Genomic DNA, 15,626 nt, shown 5'->3' with positions numbered 1-15,626 from the left:
CGCCTCGGGTGGTCCCCAGAAGCCGGGGTCTTTTCTAACTGCTCTCGCAAGCTCTGACTGGTTAGAAAAGACCCCAGCTTCTGCAGAGGGCAGGGTCGGGAGGCGACGGGGTGCGCTGGCGTCTCACCGTCCGCCCATTCCGCTACGTCGGCACCCCTCACCCCGTCCGCTCTTTCAGCTACGTCGGCATCACTCAGCCCGTCCGGCGTTTGAGGACGAGGCCGTTCAGGCCGATGGGGGGTCTGGGGGCGCAGCCCCCAGGGATGGGACGGGTAGGGGCGGCGGGGGCGAGGAAAATCCGCGAGACACCCGCCGGTCGTACACCTAGCGTGATCCCATGACCAGTCACCCCCAGGATCTCGCCGTCCGCCCCGTCACAGAGTCCGAGATCCCCGACTGGATCCGCGCCCTGAACACCGGTTTCCTGCGCACCCCGTACGTCCCGGACGACGAGATCGCCGACCGCAGCAGCTACATCGACCCGTCCCGCACCCTCGGCGCCTTCGACGGCACCCGCTGCGTGGCGACTTTCCGCTCGTTCCCGCAGGAGTTGACGGCGGTGGGTGGCAGAGCGGTCCCGGCCGACGCCATCTCCAACGTCACCGTCACGGTCACCCACCGCCGCCGAGGCCTCCTGACCCGCATGATGGCCCAGGACCTGGCGGCAGCGAAGGAGCGCGGCGACGTCGTGGCCACACTCATCGCCGCCGAGTACCGGATCTACGGCCGCTACGGCTTCGGCCCCGCCACCTCGGCGACCCAGTGGGAGATCGACGTAACGAGGGCAGGCCTGGCCCCCCGCTGGTCCGCCCCGGAGGACGGCGGCCGTATCGACCTGGTGGACGGCGAGGACGTACGCAAGCTCGGCCCCGAACTGCACGAGCGACTGCGCCGCGCGCAGCCCGGCGCGACCAACCGTGACGACCGCTGGTGGCAGATCACCACGGGTGCCGTGCGCCTCACCCGCTCGCCGTGGACCGAGCCCTTCTACGCCGTCTACCGCGCGGCCGACGGCGAGGTGGAGGGCCTGGCCGCGTACTCCTGCGACGACACCTGGACCGACGCCAAGCAGCCGTTCGACACGGCCACCGTGAGGGGGCTGATCGCCACCACCCCGGCCGCCGAACGCGCCCTGTGGCACCACCTCTGCTCGATCGACTGGGTGACGAAGGTGAAGTCGGGCTGGCGTGCCCCCGACGACCTGCTGCCCCTGCTGCTGCCGGACCCGCGCGCCGCCACGATCACGACACAGGCGGACTGGCTGTGGGTGCGGGTCCTGGACGTCGTACGGGCCATGGAGGCGCGGTCGTACGAGGGGGAGGGCACGTTGGTGTTCGAGGTCGTCGACGGGGCCGGACTGGCCGGTGGGCGCTACCGGTTGGAGGCTTCGGCGAAGGGCGCGTCCTGCACGCCTACGACGGAGAGCCCCGAACTCACCCTCGATGTGAGGGAGTTGGGGACGCTGTGGCTGGGGGACGAGTCGGCGGTGCGGCTGGCCGCGCTGGGGCGGGTCCGGGAAGAACGAGCGGGCGCCGCCCGTGTGGCCGACGCCCTGCTGCGTACGTCCAGGCGGCCATGGTGCCCGGACATCTTCTGAACCTGAACGACCTTTCCGCTGGTGCCTGTTGATGGACTGGACTCATCCGTAGCTGTTCAGTTGTGATGGTGGTGCTGTGATGGTGGTGCCGGCCGCCGGGCTCTCGGCTCCCCTCCAGGAGAGAGACCCAGGCGGCCAAGTTAGCCAAGTTGGTGACCAACTCTCTTCTAGTTATCTCCTCTTGGGTACGTCTCATAACCACCTTTCCTTGAACTGCCCAAAGATGGCGGGAAGTTGTAGTGTTTGGTCGTGGACCCGGAACACGCCACCGTCAATGGACGGACGAGGTCACCACGGCCACAGTGGTCACACCGCGAGCTGGCCGACGAGCTGCGCACCCGGATCAGGTCCGGTGTACTGCGGCCCGGCCAGCGCATGCCCACCCAGGCCAAGCTGGCGGACGAGTTCGGCGTCGAGCGCGGGGCCGTACGACAGGCGCTGCGCATCCTGCAGTCCGAGCGGCTGCTCACCAACGTGTCCAAGGGCAGCCCGGCGACCGTGGCCCCCGACCTCAACCTGGCGCTGACCGGCCCGGGAGCCCCGCCGCAGCCCACGATGGTGGGCCTGGGACCGCGCATATCGGAGGCCTTCGCGCAGCCGCACGTCGAGATCGAGGCGCTGTGCCTGACCGCCGTCTCGCTCACGCTGGCCATCGGCGAACCGCTGCGCCAGATCCACGCCGGACGTCTGAAACCGGCCAAGGTCGACGTCCGGGTGCTGCTGCCGAGCAGTGACATCGACCTCGCCTTCCCCTCCCGCGTGGACGCCCCGGCCGACAGCCGGCTGCAACGCCGCTGGCTGGCCCAACGCAACGCCCAGGGACAGGTGTTGAAGCACAACCTGCTCGCGTTACGCGCGACGCACGGCATCGACGTGCACATCACGTTCCGCGCGCTGCCCTTCACCCCGCCCGTGAAGCTGTACCTGCTCAACGGCTCGGAGGCGCTCTTCGCCTACTACACGCTGACCAAGGGCGAGGCGGAGATCGGCCACGAGCAGGTGGAGATGTACGACGCGGAGGGCACCCAGTCGATGCTGTTCGCCTTCGAGCAGGGCGCCGGCCTGCGGGACACGACGTTCGTGGAACAGTCGCACCTGTGGTTCAACGCACTGTGGGAGACGATCAGTTCGGAGCTCACACTGACACCCACGAGCTGATCGCCTCCCGCAGTGGCTGACCTGACGTGACCTTGGGGGCGGCCCTCGGGTCGTACGGTCACAGGGCCGGTCCGGTGACCAGCAGGGCCAGGACGACGGCCCCGATGGAACTGATGGCCGGGCTCTTGGCCTTGATGCCGATGGAGAGCAACAGCAGGCCGATGATCCCGGTGGCGCCGTACTTCCACTGGACGATCTGCTCGAAGCCGACGACGAAGACGGCGGAGAGGAGGGCTATGGCGGGCACGGTGGTTCCCCCTTCGGGCTGTGGAAGCAAAACTTCCACCAACTTGGAAAAGTTGGCAGCCAACTCTGCTTAAGTTGTTCCCGATTGGCACCTACTCACACCTACTTACAATCAGGTTCCAAACAACTCCCCTTAGATGGGGCAGAGTTATACCGTTTGGTCGTGACCCAGGAGAACGTGGCAGTGAACGGCAGCAGAAGCTTCTCGCCCCAGGAGATCGCCGACGCCCTACGCGACCGCATCCGCACCGGCGACCTCAAGGCGGGCGACCGCCTGCCCACCCAGGCCGACCTGGCGGAGGAGTTCGGGGTCGAACGGGGAGCCGTACGCCAGGCGCTGCGCCTCCTCCAGGAGGCGGGCCTCCTGACGAACGTGAGCAAGGGGAGCCCACCACGGATCGCGGAGCCGCCGACGTCGGCAGGAGGCGAGCCCCAGCCGACCATGGTCGGTCTGGCCCCGCGTCTGTCGGACGCGTTCGCGGCGTCGAACGTACGCATAGACGTCGTGTGCCACACGGCGGAGACGCTGATGCTGGCCCTGGGTGAACCCCTCCGCCAGATCCACGAGGGCCGCCTAAGCCCCCAGTCGATCGAGGTCCGCATCCTGGTTCCCTCCAAGGAGATCACCCTCGCGTTCCCCGTTCCGGCCGACGGCAGCGGCGAGGACGATTCGGTCCACCAGCGCTGGCTGTCGATGCGCAACGCCCAGGGCCAGGTGCTCCAGCACAACCTGCTGGCTCTGCGGGCCACCCACGGCATGGACGTCAAGGTCACGTTCCGGGCGCTCCCCTTCACCCCGCCGGTGAAGCTGTACCTCCTCAACGGGCAGGAGGCGCTGCTGGGTTACTACATGCTCACGAGACGCGAGGAGGAGTACGGGACCCAGACCCTGGACATGTACGACGTCCTCGGCTCGCAGTCCCTCCTCTTCTCCTTCCTCCGCCAGACCGGCGAGCGGGACGCGGCCTTCGTGGAGCAATCCCAGCTGTGGTTCAACGCCCTCTGGGAAACCATCACGACGGACCTGACACTCTCCTAGTGACTCCTGATACGGCGCAGACTGAACTGGTGGCAGCAGAGGCAGAGAAAGAGACCGAGAAGCTGCGGGAACTGATCATGCGTGCGCGCGTGGTGCTGTGGGACTTCGACGGGCCGATCTGTCGGCTCTTCGCGGGGCACAAGGCCGAGCTGGTGGCCCGCGAACTCGTGGAGTGGCTCGAGGGCCGCGGTCTCCACGGGCTGCTGACGGACACCGAACGGGAATCCCTGGACCCCCACATAGTGCTGCGCGCAGTGGACCGCCGGCGTTCCGGCAGCGACCTGGTGGCGGAGCTGGAGGAACGTCTCACCCAGGAAGAGATGAGAGCCACCGCCTCCGCGATGCCCACTGCCTACGCCGACCCGCTGATCCGCACCTGGAGAGCGGCGGGCTCCCGACTGGCGATCACCACGAACAACTCTCCCCGGGTGGTCCGCGAGTACCTTGTGAGCCGAGGTCTCGTCACCTGCTTCGCCCCGCACATCTACGGCCGCACCCAGGACCTCCACCGCCTCAAGCCCGACCCGCACTGCCTCAACCGGGCCCTGAGCGCCATGGGGGCCGCGCCGGCCGCCGCCTTGATGATCGGCGACTCCCCCACGGACTTCGACGCCGCGCGGGAGGCAGGGGTCCCGTTCCTCGGCTACGCGCGTAACGAACGTAAGGCGAAGCTTTTGAGGGCGGGCGGAGCAGAGCACGTTGTCGACTCCTTGGAGCCCTTGCTGCTGATGCTCCGAGGGTAGACCGGACGGTACGACTGTTCTGCTTGCCTGAGCGCTTGCCTCGCCTGCGGAGCCATGCCGCCAGGGAGGTGATCAGGCCTATGGTCCAGAACGTCAGCTGGGTCAGATCGTCGAACTGCACGGTGACCCCGAGCACTTGGATGCCGATGACACCCACCCCCTAGTGGCTCAACGAGGTAATCGGTCAAGTTGCCCTCTGGGACGGCAAGTTGACTGCTTGTAGCAGAAATGCCCGGTCAACTTGATCCAGTAACGTGTCAGTTGACTGACCTCTTGCCTGAATGAATGTGGTTTGTCGATCACCCGTCGACGGTACGTACCGTGTGTGACGGGGACAGGGAAGGACGAAGGCGGCGGCAAGGAGTTCCGTCGGGTCGCGGAGGAGCTCCGGGTCCGGATGGCGGACGGGGTGTATCCGCTGGGCTCCTATCTTCCGGCGCAGTCGGCGCTCGCGACGGAGTTCGGGGTCTCCCGGAACACGGTGCAGCGGGTCATCGAGGAGCTGCGCAACGAAGGCTGGATCGAGTCCCGGCAGGGCAAGGGTTCACGCGTCATCAAGAACCAGCGCATACAGTCCTGGTCACCCAGGGCCAGCCGGTCACGCCAGGCACTGACGCTCGGGCCCCTGATAGGAGAAGCCTTCGAACGGCCCGAAGTCACCCTGGACGTCTACACATTGACGTCCGAGTCCCTGGACGCGCACATCCGCATGCAGGCGGAGCGGATCCGCGCCAAGAACATCGCCCCTCGGCGCATCGCCCTGCGTGTGCTGCTGCCCACCGAGTCGATGACGCTGCCGTATCCGCGGGCCAAGGACGACAAGGACGATCCGCGGCTGCAGGACCGCCTGCACCACATCACCAAGCGGCACACGGAGTCCCTGCGTGAAGTGCTGATGGCTCTGGAGGCCGAAAACCTGGTCTCGTCCGTCGAGTTGGAGATCCGGCATACGCCCCTGACGCCGACCTTCAAGCTGTATGTGATCAATGGCGTGGAGGTGCTGCACGGCGTCTACACGCTCATCGAGCGTGCGGTGGTTCTGGACGACGGGAACAAGATCACGGCACTTGACGTGCTGGGGTATGGCGCCACCCTCACGCACCACGTGAAGGACGCCGACCCGACCTCGCCGGGGTCCGTCTTCGTGGAGGGCATGATGACCTGGTTCGAGTCCGTCTGGAAGCACCTGGCCGATTAGCGCTTACGGACATGCGTCGATACCATGCGCCAATCGTGTGAGCAACCGCTCCCGTTCGTGCGTAAGGGATGGCATACAGGCCAACCTTGGGCGACCTGGCACGGATGTCTGGCAAACCACACGTTTCAGCCAGTCGACCGTGAATCTAGTCATGTCGTGTATCGCTCGTGACTGGTGATCCGTGTCTCCCGTACCTGTTTTCCTGTCCCTGTATCTTCCGCGCGAGTACTCCGGAGCGGCCAGTGGGCGCACCGCCTGTCCCCAGGTTTGTGGCTGGGAGACGCCCCACCAGTGTTCGGTCCGACGCCGTCTACGAGGCGTTCAGGTGGCTTGCTGCGGAAGTAGGTCAGGCGAGCAGCGGTTTCCACAACCAGAACTATGTTCTGCCACTGACGGAACCCATGGCCGGTCTGGTGGGCCGAGAGGCCGGAACCTCGGTGACCGTGCGGATCAGACGCCGCGAGGCGCTGCCCGTGGTGATCAGGACCTGGGAGAACGAGGCGGAGATTCTCCGGGCCATCAAGGGCGTGCTGCCCAATGTGCCGGAGTGCTTGGTCGAAGGGGACGGCTTCGCTGTCCACAGCTATGTGGACGGTGTACCGCTTTCCAGCGTCTGTGGAAACGGAAAGCCGGTCGACACGCTGCTGATGAAGGCGCTGGCGGGTCTCCTCGCCCAGATGGCGCAAGTCCGCAGTGGGGCCCTGCCGGCCAGACCGTCGCTCTGGCCCAGCAATCACACGGACAGCCAAGGCTTTCTGCGGACGTTGGCCTCAATGGCGGACCGTCAGATCCGTAAGCCCAACTGGCCGTATTTCGGTGGGCTGTTCGCGGCCCTCGGTATCTCCGAGGACGCCCTGATCCGGTTGGCCGAGCGGGTACCCGCCATGGCGCGGCGACCGTACAGCCTGCTGCACGCGGATCTGCACCGCGACAACCTGATCATGTCGTACGCGGGTGATCCGCCCCTCATCTGCGTCGATTGGGAATTGGCGACCTACGGCGATCCCCTGCACGATCTCGCGACCCACCTCGTCCGCATGCAGTATCCGTCGTACCAGTGGGACGAGGTGGTCGACGCTTGGGCGGAAGCCATGCAGGTGGTCCGGCCCTCAGCGGTCAACGGTCTGGCGAGGGACCTGCGGCACTACGTGGCCTTCGAGCGTGCGCAGTCGGTCTATCCGGACGTCATGCGGGCCGCGAAGTCCCTGGAGGAATCGTTCGACCAGAAGAGCCTGGACGAGGCGACGGCATCCGTCCGCAGGGCTCTGGAGGCGGGAGCGGAGCCGCTCAGGCTCGGCAGTGTGCCGAGCGAGAGCGAGATCGAGCGGATCCTCTTCCGCTGGCGGGCATCCGCAGGGGCCGGCGGGACGGCACGGCGCGGTGCGGTCGGCAGAGCGATCGGCTGGCGGCCGGATCCGCGCGTACCGGAACACCTCGGCTTCCCCTACGACGCCGTCTGCGACGCGCTGTTCCTGGAGGGCGCGGCGCCCGCCAGCCGGGTGTTCAAAGGCACCGCGCACCTCAATACCGTGGTCCGCGTACCGGGCACCGCCTTCCCCGTCGTGGTGCGGCGCAAGGTCGCGAACGTCTGTCGGCGCGAGCGCAGCTTTCTCAGCGAGCACGCCGTGCTGCGGGCCATCGAGCTGTCGAATGCGCCGGTGGCGGCACCGAGGGTCCTGGCGTTGGGCGACAGCCACTCCCAAAGAGCCATCGACATCCAGACGTATTCCAAGGACCCCTTCGCCATCCACACCTACGAGGGTCCCGGCGACACCAGTCAGCAGCCGAATCATCCGGTCCATGGACTGCTGCCGCACGAGGCGGACGGGCTCGTTGCCCAGCTCGGCGCCTTGACGAAGGTGGATTACACCCAGGTCGACCCGCTGGCGGGAGGCGGTGGCTTCTTCAGCTGGCTGAGCGAACAACTCGTCATTCTGGTGCAGGATCTGCCGAAGGAGTCGCAGCAACTGGCCCGGTTCCTGGGACTCCCCGACGCTTCCAGACTCCGGGAGATCCTGTCCCGGTACAAGGTGAGCCACCGGACCTCCACCCTGCTGCACGGAGACCTCAACCCATGGAACCTGGTACGCCGTGAGGACAGCCTGGCACTGACGATCATCGACTGGGAGATGGCGGTGGTCGGCGATCCCCTCTACGACCTGGTCCGGCACATGCACCTCACGCCGACCCGGCCGGAGATCCGCGATCGGATGTTCCGCCGCTGGCAGCGTGACCTGCCCGCCGCGTACACCAAGGACTGGGAAAAGGACTGGCGTGTCTACCGGTGGATCGAGATCGTCCGATCCGCGTACGTGGATCTCGATCGTCTCGTCACCGGAGCGAGCCTGGACGCTCCCAACGTCCGGCGGGCCGTGGACTCGTACGCGATGACTCTGGCGGCGGCCACCGGTTCCCTCGGGCTCACCGTCCGCCGAAGGGCCAACCCCTATCTTGCCCGCGCATTGGCTTAGGGAGAGGATGGCCCGACCGGAGGTCGGTTTGGCCATGGGTCTGTGACGCCCTGTCGGACAACCGACCGGAGGAGGGCGGCATGTCCGAGCGGGGGAGCGGACCGGCCGATGCCGGTCCAGGGCGGAATCTGAAGCGGTATCAGGAACGTTTCGAGCCCATCGTGACACGCGTTCTCCTCCTCGGGATCTTCGTCACGGGACTGTCCGCCCAGTTCGTCAAACCGATCGGCGACGCCCTGGAGGGCAAGGCCTATCTGGGCGGCGCACTGCTCAGCCTGGTCGGCTACGTGCTGTACGACCAGGTGAAGGAGTTGGCCTCGTCGGTCAGGGCGCCGGTGCGCGCTCTCGTGAACTCCAGCCAGCTGGGCACCTTCGTGAGTGAGGCGTTCCAGGCCCGGAAAGTGGAGATCAGCTTCCTCGGCTACACGGGGGAAACCCTTTACAACACCCTGTACCACCGTCTCGAAGACCTCTTGGACAGCCCAGGACCGACCCGCCGCGTTTCGATTCGCATGCTGGTACCGGACTTCGGGCAGCCGATGACTGTGCCCTCCAGGGTGGGCGATGACGACGCGCCCATAGATGATTCCGACTTCCGCATGCGGGTGGAGCAGCGCTGCCGCGAGTACGACGGCATACTCTCGGACCTCGCGGAGCGGCTCACGGCCACCACCAGAGTGGCCGTGGAGTGTGAGTACCGCCTGTACCCGGGCATTCCACGCGACAAGATCTGCATCTTCAACCGAGAACGGGTGCTGCACGGCCTCTACGACCTGTCCGCGCGCATGCGCCTGAACCACCTGGGTCCTGAGTTCTACGACCCCAAGGGGTACCGGACCGACCTCATTGTCTGGTCCAAGGAGGGGACAGCGGCCGCGGAGGCGGCCATTTCCACGTGGAACAAGCACTTCGACGATCTGTGGCTGCTTGCACGACGGCCCCAGTGGCGGCAGGGAACAGCTGTCTGAGACAGCCGTTCTGCCCGCCGCACGCACGGCTTACCTCCACGGCATCGGCACGTGCGTGCAGTCTTCGGCCTGAGAGAGCGTCGAGGTCAGGCAGCGGCGTCGAACAGCGGCACCAACTCCTCCTCCTCGTACGTCAGATGGGCCTCCAGCGCCGCCGTCAACCGCTCCACCTCCGCCCGGACCACCGCCGGATCCGTGGTCGTCGCGAGCGTCCCGCGCAGCTCCTCCACCAGCACCGCGATCCGTTCGTGTTCCTCGCGAAGGCGGGTCAGGGCCGGGGTGGCGGTGGGGTGGTGTTCGGCGATGTGGGGGAACAGCATCGTGTCCTCGCCGGTGTGGTGGTTGTGGAGGCCGTGGCAGAACGTGAGGCAGTTGACGCGGAGTTGGGCGCCGAGGGTTGTTGTGCCTGCGGCCAACTCACCGCGTATCAGTGTCAGTTCGTGGCGGAACGCGTCGTGGACCACCTTGATGGCCTCGCCGAAGGATGTCGCGTTGATGGTTCCAGGGCCGCCCTGCGCCAGGCTGTGGAGGGCTACGACCGGGATGACCCGGGTGGTCTTCTCCTGGTACGTCGCCCAGCCCGCGTCCGCCTCCACCGCCCGGGCGAAGAGCCGGTCGCGTTCCTCGCCGGTGAGGAACGCGGCTCGGGCCTCGTAGGTGAACGTGCCGCTCTCGACGGTGACTTGGGGGCGGGCGACGAGGTTGCGGAACCAGTCCGGGTGGCGGTCGGAGCCGGCCGCCGAGGCGATGACGAGGACCCGGTCGCCGTCGGGGAGGTAGCCGACGGGGGTGGTGTGCGGGGTGCCGGTGCGGGCGCCGGTGGTGGTGAGGAGGAGCAGGCGGGCACCCTCGAAGTAGCCGGTCATCCGGCCCCGGTTGGCGCGGAACTCGTCGATGACCGGTTGGTTGAAGTCGTTGGGCATGAAGGGGTGGTCTCTTCTCTCTGTCGCTGCTGGTCCATGGATCGCGCTGTCGCGCTGAGGTGTTGACTCGACTTGGCTTGGACGCAGTGACAGACGGCGGGCCCCTGGCCCGCCTCGGCCTCACTCGGAGGCCGGGTACCCGACTCGCTCACGGCACAGGGCCGACCCGGCAGTCATGAGGGGGACGGTAGCGTCCGCCGTATGACTGATGCCACCGAATTCGAGGACATTCCTACGACCACCCTCGCCGATCTGCTCGGTCACGAGCAGGTGTTGGACCTCGGCGTCCGGGCGCTGTGGGGGCCGATGCCGCGGCTCGTCGGGCCGGCCTTCACCGTGCGGTGTCCGCCCGGCGACAACCTCATGCTGCACGCGGCCATCTACCGCGCCGAGCCCGGTTCGGTCGTCGTCGTGGAGTCGGGGGACCTGGAGTACGCGCTCGCCGGCGGGAACGTGTGTGCCGTCGCGCAGGGGCGTGGGATCGCCGGGTTCGTCGTCGACGGGGTGATCCGGGACGTGGGGGAGGTGCGGGCGGCCGGGTTCCCGGTGTTCGGGCGGGGGGTCGTGCCGATTCCGGGGGTCAAGAAGGCCGTACTGCCGTTGAACGAGCGGGTGCGGTGCGGGGGCGTCGCCGTCGACGCCGGGGATGTCGTGGTGGCGGATGAGGACGGGGTCGTGGTCGTGCCGGGTGCGCGGCGGGCCGAGGTGCTCGCGGGGGCGTTGGCTCGGTTGGTTCAGGAGGGCGACGAGAGCCTCGACGAGTGGGAGGCGGCGCATCGGGCCAAGGTCGACGAGTTGCTGCGCGCGGGCGGGTTCGAGGGGTGACGCGCGTGGCGTAGGGAGGGAGGAATGGCTGACAGGCGTGGCGTGGGAGAGGAATGTGTCCGATCCTGTTGGCGATGCTTCTTTTCCTCGATGTCGACGGGACGCTGCTGCCCTTCGGCGCGTCGCGGCCCTACCCGGTCTACGAACCGGGCTTCGCGCCGCCGGCCGCCGCCGCCCCTCCGCTCCTGACCCGGATCGACCCCTCGCTCGGGCCGCGGCTCGCCGCGTTGCGGTGCGAACTGGTGTGGGCGACGACCTGGATGGACGACGCGAACGTGTGCGTCGCGCCCTGGCTCGGGTTGCCCCAACTCCCCCTGGTTGACTGGCTCGACCCGGCGGAGGGGAATGAGAACACGACCGGCGGCCGCCTGCACTGGAAGACCCGTTCGCTCGTCGCCTGGGCCGCCGGCCGGCCTTTCGTCTGGGTCGACGACGAGATCCGGGACGCCGACCGCGACTGGGTCACCGCCCACCACCCCGAACGGGCCCTCCTCCAACGCGTCGACCATCGGTACGGGATCACGGGCGCGGACTTCGCCGCCATGGAGGCGTGGCTGGCCGCCAACCGGTAGGGGGGAGTGGGTAGTTGGGGTTCGTGTGGAGGCGGACCGTCAGAACGGCGGTTCTTCGTACGACAGTTGCCGCAGCCACCTCGCGCTCTCCGTCGCCCCCGCTGCCCGCGTCTCGTCGGACGCCCCGGGGAAGTGCCGGCCCCAGGAGACCGCGCGGCCGATGACACCGAGCCGTCCCGCGAGAGTCAGTGCTTGGCGAAGTTCCTTGCTGGTAAGGCCAGTTCCGGTCCAGGGCTCCAAGTAGGCGTCGCGCAGGCGGGGCAGCGCGTCAGGGCCGTAGCGTTCGGTGACACGGCCCGCCGGGACCAGGAAACTGCAGAAGGGGTGCGACACGGCCGCGTCGCCCCAGTCGAAGAAGGTGAAGCGGCCGGGCTCCGGGTTGAACAACTGGCCGTCGTGCAGATCGGAGTGGTCGAGGGTGTCGGGGATGCCCAAGTCGGCGAGTTCCTCGGACCAGTTGAGCAGGCGGGGGCGTAGGGCGTGCAGGGTGGCGGGGTCGGCGTCGGGGGCGGGTTGTCGTAGCGGCGCCGCTGTTCGCTCGGTGACCGAGCGGATGAACTCCACTGTCTCGTCGAAGACTTGGGGGAGGTCCGTCGTCCTTGCGCTGGGGACGCCGAGTTGTTCGAGGTCCTTGGCGTGGGGGACGAGGGCGCGCTGCATCGTGGCGTACTGGCGCAGGGGTTCTTCCCAGGCGCGGGGGTCGGCGGGGGTGCGGTCGAGGACCTGGTGGAAGAGTTCGCCGCCGTCGGGGAGCAGGGACCAGCCGCGGTCGGCGTCGACGGCGAGGGGGTCCAGGACGTGCTCCGGGACCCAGCGGGCGAGGGCGGCGGTGAGCGGGGCCTCGAAGGCGCTGGCCGGGGGATTGGCCTTCAGCCATACGGCGGCAGCGGTGCCGCTGCCCTCGACGGGGATGCGGACCAGGACGGACCAGGGGCGGAGGCGTACGCTCCGGCGGGCTGTGCCGCTCTCCCGCAGGCCCCTCGCCGCGAGTTCGCGGGCGGCCCAGGCGAGGATCTCGTTCCGCCAAGTCGGCTGATCCCAGGGCGTCTTGGCGTTCTCGTACTGGCCCCGGTCCGTGATCACGGGTGTGTCGTCGTGCATCGCGTCATTCCAGCAGCGGGGCCGCCCGGGTTCCATCGATTTCCGCGCGGTAGCGTGCTGATCATGGCGGACTGGGAGCTGCGGCCCGCGTCGGCGGCCGACGTCGAGGCGATCGCCGAGCTGCGTGCCGTCGTCTTGCGCGGTGATCTGGAACGGCTCGGGCGGTACGACGCGCGGCGGGTGCGGCAGCGGCTGCGGGACGGGTTCGAGCCGGGGTGCACCTGGGTGATCGAGGTGGGCGGGGCGTTCGCGGGGTGTGTGGCGCTACGGCCGGACGCGGACGGTCGTAGCCACTGGTTGGAGCATTTCTATGTGGGCGCGCAACACCAGGGGCGCGGGATCGGTTCCGGGGTGCTGGGGGAGCTGCTGGAGCGGTGCGACCGTGAGGGGGTCGGAGTCGGTGTCGGTGTCGTACGGCTGAATGTGCTGCGGGGGAGTCCGGCTCGGCGGTTGTACGAGCGGTACGGGTTCGTCGTCGAGGCCGAGGACGCGGTGGACGTTTTCATGGTGCGGGGGATGCCCACCTGACCTGCTGCTTTGCCCTACGCCGTGACATTCGTGGGGGCTGTGTCGTCGTATCGGTATGAACACAAGAATCCGGTACGTCAGTCTTGGTCTGCTGGCCGTGGTCAGTCTGTACACAGGGGTGTGGGCCTACTTCTCGCCCACGGGGTGGTACGCCGACTTCCCTGGGCTCGGGATGAGTTGGCTGCCCCAGCTGGGCCCCTACAACGAGCATCTCGTCAAGGACGCGGGGTCCATGTTCCTCGCGCTGGCCTGCCTGACGCTCATCGCGCTGCGGCAGGTGCGGAACACCCGGCTGGTGCAGACGACGGGTGCGGTGTGGCTGGTCTTCAACGTGCTGCACTTCAGCTATCACGTGCGGCACCTCGACATGTACGGGACGCGTGACCAGGTGCTGAATGTGGTGTCCCTGGGTGGGTTGCTGCTGTTGTCGGCGGTGCTGCTGGTGCCGGTGCCGGCGCGTTCCGAGCGGGAGGGTGACGAGCGATGAAGGTGGCGGTGGCGGGCGGTACCGGGCTGGTCGGGCGGTACGTGGTCGAGGAGTTGGCCGCGGCCGGGCACGAACCGGTGGTGCTGAGCCGGTCGCGGGGCGTCGACCTCGTCTCGGGCGGCGCGGGGCTCGATGCCGCGCTGGACGGGGTGGACACCGTCGTCGACGTGAGCAATGTGACGACCACCAGCGCGCGGAAGGCGGTCGCGTTCTTCGACGCGGTCGGGCGGAATCTGCTCGACGCGGGGGAGCGGGCCGGCGTACGGCATCACGTGGTGCTGTCGATCGTCGGCATCGACCGGGTCGGGCTCGGCTACTACCAGGGCAAGCTCCGCCAGGAGGACGTGGTGCGGGGCGGGCCGGTGCCGTGGACGGTGCTGCGCGCGACGCAGTTCCACGAGTTCGCGGAGCAGACCCTCGGACGGGTGCCGGGGCCGCTGGCGGTGGTGCCGCGGATGCGGACCCAGCCGATCGCCGCGCGCGAGGTCGCCCAGCACTTGGTGCGGCTTGTGGGCGGTTCCGCGCAGGGCATGGCGCCGGATCTCGCCGGGCCGCGTGTCGAGCAACTCGTCGACATGGTGCGGCAGTTGATGCGGGCCCGGGGGGAGCGGCGGGTGGTGGTGCCGGTGCGGATGCCGGGGGCGGTGGGGGCGGCGATGACGGGGGACGGGCAGTTGCCGCTCGACGACAGCGGGTCTCGGGGTGCGGAGACGTTCGACGAGTGGCTCACTCGGTGTGTGGTGCGGGGCGGTCCGTCGTCGGTACGGGGAGGCTGATCGCCGCTGTGTCCACGTCACCCGGATCGCCGCAGGACCAGAACCAGAATCCGGACCCGGACCCCACCCTCGGTTCCCTCATGGCCGAGCGGCGGCGGCTGCTCAATCTCGGTTACCGGATGCTCGGTTCGGTGCAGGACGCCGAGGACGTCGTACAGGAGACGTATGCCCGTTGGTACGCGCTGTCCGAGGACGCGCAGCGGGCGATCGACGCGCCGATGGCTTGGCTGACCCGGGTCGCCTCGCGGATCTGCCTCGACCAGTTGGGGTCGGCGCGGGCCCGGCGGGAGCGGTACACCGGGGAGTGGCTGCCGGAGCCGGTGCGGCACGGGGCCGGGTGGGCCAGTACGGGCGGTGGTGCGGGTGCCGACGATCCCGCCGACCGGATCACCCTGGACGAGTCGGTCAGCATGGGGATGCTGGTGCTGCTCGACTCGATGACTCCGGCGGAGCGCGTCGCCTTCGTCCTCCATGACGTCTTCGGGCTGCCGTTCACCGAGATCGCCGAGACGGTCGGCCGTACGCCGGCCGCCTGCCGCCAACTCGCCTCCTCCGCGCGCCGCCGCCTGGCCCACCGGCCGCCCGGCAGCGCCACGGCGGCGGAACACGGGCGCGTCGTCTCCGCGTTCCGCGAGGCCTGCGAGACCGGGGACCTCGACGCGCTGGTCGCGCTGCTCGACCCGGCGGTGGAGTCGCGCAGCGACGGGGGCGGCAAGGTGCGGGCGGCCCTGCGTCCGGTCGTCGGCCGCGACAAGGTGGCCCGCCTCTTCCTCGGGCTCATGCGGCGGGAGCCGGAGGTGGAGCTCGTCGAGGAGGACGTCAATGGGTTGCCGGGGGTGGCCGTGCGGATGGGCGGGACGACGATTGCCGTGCTCGCGGTGGGGGTGGGGGGCGGGCTGATCACCGATGTGTGGCTGGTCGTCAATCCGGACAAGTTGCGGGCTTGGAACGGGTACGGCGATGGCGACGGCGATGGGTGAAACGTCGGGGTTGA

Annotated in this window: 16 protein-coding genes; 13 read left to right on the top strand and 3 right to left on the bottom strand. The window is 68.4% G+C overall.

Features of this window, described 5'->3' with window-relative positions; genetic code table 11:
* Window positions 1–337 precede the first annotated feature (337 nt).
* Window positions 338–1,597, top strand: a complete 1,260-nt coding sequence (locus OO69_RS16115) for a GNAT family N-acetyltransferase (RefSeq protein ID WP_033281301.1) — start codon at window positions 338–340, stop codon at window positions 1,595–1,597.
* 243 nt (window positions 1,598–1,840) lie between these two features.
* Entirely contained in the window at window positions 1,841–2,755 is a 915-nt protein-coding gene (locus tag OO69_RS16110) for a winged helix-turn-helix domain-containing protein (RefSeq protein ID WP_033281300.1), read from the top strand.
* 58 nt (window positions 2,756–2,813) lie between these two features.
* Here the strand turns inward: OO69_RS16110 and OO69_RS16105 are convergent, their stop codons facing one another.
* Complete coding sequence (locus OO69_RS16105; protein WP_019062567.1) at window positions 2,814–3,002, bottom strand: hypothetical protein; 189 nt, start codon at window positions 3,000–3,002, stop codon at window positions 2,814–2,816.
* 156 nt (window positions 3,003–3,158) lie between these two features.
* Between OO69_RS16105 and OO69_RS16100 the strand changes: the two genes are divergently transcribed.
* The 5 genes from OO69_RS16100 (at window position 3,159) to OO69_RS16080 (ending at window position 9,420) form a co-directional block, all read left to right on the top strand.
* Window positions 3,159–4,040 (top strand): FadR/GntR family transcriptional regulator, encoded by an 882-nt coding sequence (locus OO69_RS16100; protein WP_033281299.1) that lies wholly within the window; start codon window positions 3,159–3,161, stop codon window positions 4,038–4,040.
* Entirely contained in the window at window positions 3,989–4,783 is a 795-nt protein-coding gene (locus tag OO69_RS16095) for an HAD family hydrolase (RefSeq protein ID WP_199810957.1), read from the top strand. The genes OO69_RS16100 and OO69_RS16095 overlap by 52 nt, the downstream gene beginning before the upstream one ends.
* A 325-nt stretch (window positions 4,784–5,108) precedes the next feature.
* Window positions 5,109–5,981 carry a GntR family transcriptional regulator gene (locus OO69_RS16090; RefSeq protein ID WP_033281298.1) on the top strand — a complete coding sequence of 291 codons (873 nt, stop codon included), beginning with the start codon at window positions 5,109–5,111 and terminating at the stop codon, window positions 5,979–5,981.
* Between the two features lie 242 nt (window positions 5,982–6,223).
* Window positions 6,224–8,452, top strand: a complete 2,229-nt coding sequence (locus tag OO69_RS16085) for an aminoglycoside phosphotransferase family protein (RefSeq protein ID WP_033281297.1) — start codon at window positions 6,224–6,226, stop codon at window positions 8,450–8,452.
* Between the two features lie 80 nt (window positions 8,453–8,532).
* A complete protein-coding gene (locus OO69_RS16080) occupies window positions 8,533–9,420 on the top strand; it encodes a hypothetical protein (RefSeq protein ID WP_033281296.1) in 888 nt (295 codons plus the stop codon).
* An 86-nt stretch (window positions 9,421–9,506) separates the two neighbouring features.
* On the opposite strand, the gene OO69_RS16075 is transcribed toward OO69_RS16080, so the two are convergent.
* The gene (locus tag OO69_RS16075) at window positions 9,507–10,343 is read right to left on the bottom strand and encodes a nitroreductase/quinone reductase family protein (protein ID WP_033281295.1); all 837 of its coding nucleotides are present in this window, start codon (window positions 10,341–10,343) and stop codon (window positions 9,507–9,509) included.
* 201 nt (window positions 10,344–10,544) lie between these two features.
* On the opposite strand from OO69_RS16075, the gene OO69_RS16070 reads away from it, so the two are divergent.
* Window positions 10,545–11,168, top strand: coding sequence for an RraA family protein (locus OO69_RS16070; RefSeq protein WP_033281294.1), 624 nt, complete (start codon window positions 10,545–10,547; stop codon window positions 11,166–11,168).
* Window positions 11,169–11,242: 74 nt separating this feature from the next.
* Window positions 11,243–11,740, top strand: a complete 498-nt coding sequence (locus tag OO69_RS16065; RefSeq protein WP_033281410.1) for an HAD domain-containing protein — start codon at window positions 11,243–11,245, stop codon at window positions 11,738–11,740.
* Window positions 11,741–11,779: 39 nt separating this feature from the next.
* On the opposite strand, the gene OO69_RS16060 is transcribed toward OO69_RS16065, so the two are convergent.
* Entirely contained in the window at window positions 11,780–12,841 is a 1,062-nt protein-coding gene (locus OO69_RS16060) for a phosphotransferase (RefSeq protein ID WP_106971048.1), read from the bottom strand.
* Between the two features lie 63 nt (window positions 12,842–12,904).
* Between OO69_RS16060 and OO69_RS16055 the strand changes: the two genes are divergently transcribed.
* Genes OO69_RS16055 through sigJ form a run of 4 tightly spaced genes read left to right on the top strand, consistent with a single transcriptional unit; the run spans window position 12,905 to window position 15,612 of the window.
* The gene (locus tag OO69_RS16055; RefSeq protein WP_033281408.1) at window positions 12,905–13,369 is read left to right on the top strand and encodes a GNAT family N-acetyltransferase; all 465 of its coding nucleotides are present in this window, start codon (window positions 12,905–12,907) and stop codon (window positions 13,367–13,369) included.
* A 55-nt stretch (window positions 13,370–13,424) separates the two neighbouring features.
* Complete coding sequence (locus OO69_RS16050) at window positions 13,425–13,856, top strand: hypothetical protein (protein ID WP_078652455.1); 432 nt, start codon at window positions 13,425–13,427, stop codon at window positions 13,854–13,856.
* The gene (locus OO69_RS16045; RefSeq protein ID WP_033281293.1) at window positions 13,853–14,632 is read left to right on the top strand and encodes an SDR family oxidoreductase; all 780 of its coding nucleotides are present in this window, start codon (window positions 13,853–13,855) and stop codon (window positions 14,630–14,632) included. Before OO69_RS16050 ends, OO69_RS16045 begins: the two co-directional genes overlap by 4 nt.
* An 8-nt stretch (window positions 14,633–14,640) precedes the next feature.
* Complete coding sequence (gene sigJ, locus OO69_RS16040; RefSeq protein WP_420707877.1) at window positions 14,641–15,612, top strand: RNA polymerase sigma factor SigJ; 972 nt, start codon at window positions 14,641–14,643, stop codon at window positions 15,610–15,612.
* The last annotated feature ends 14 nt before the right edge of the window (window positions 15,613–15,626 follow it).

It is taken from the genome of Streptomyces sp. NRRL F-525 (assembly GCF_000716605.1).
Taxonomy (GTDB): Bacteria; Actinomycetota; Actinomycetes; order Streptomycetales; family Streptomycetaceae; genus Streptomyces.
This window is presented reverse-complemented; position numbering and strand designations above follow the sequence as displayed.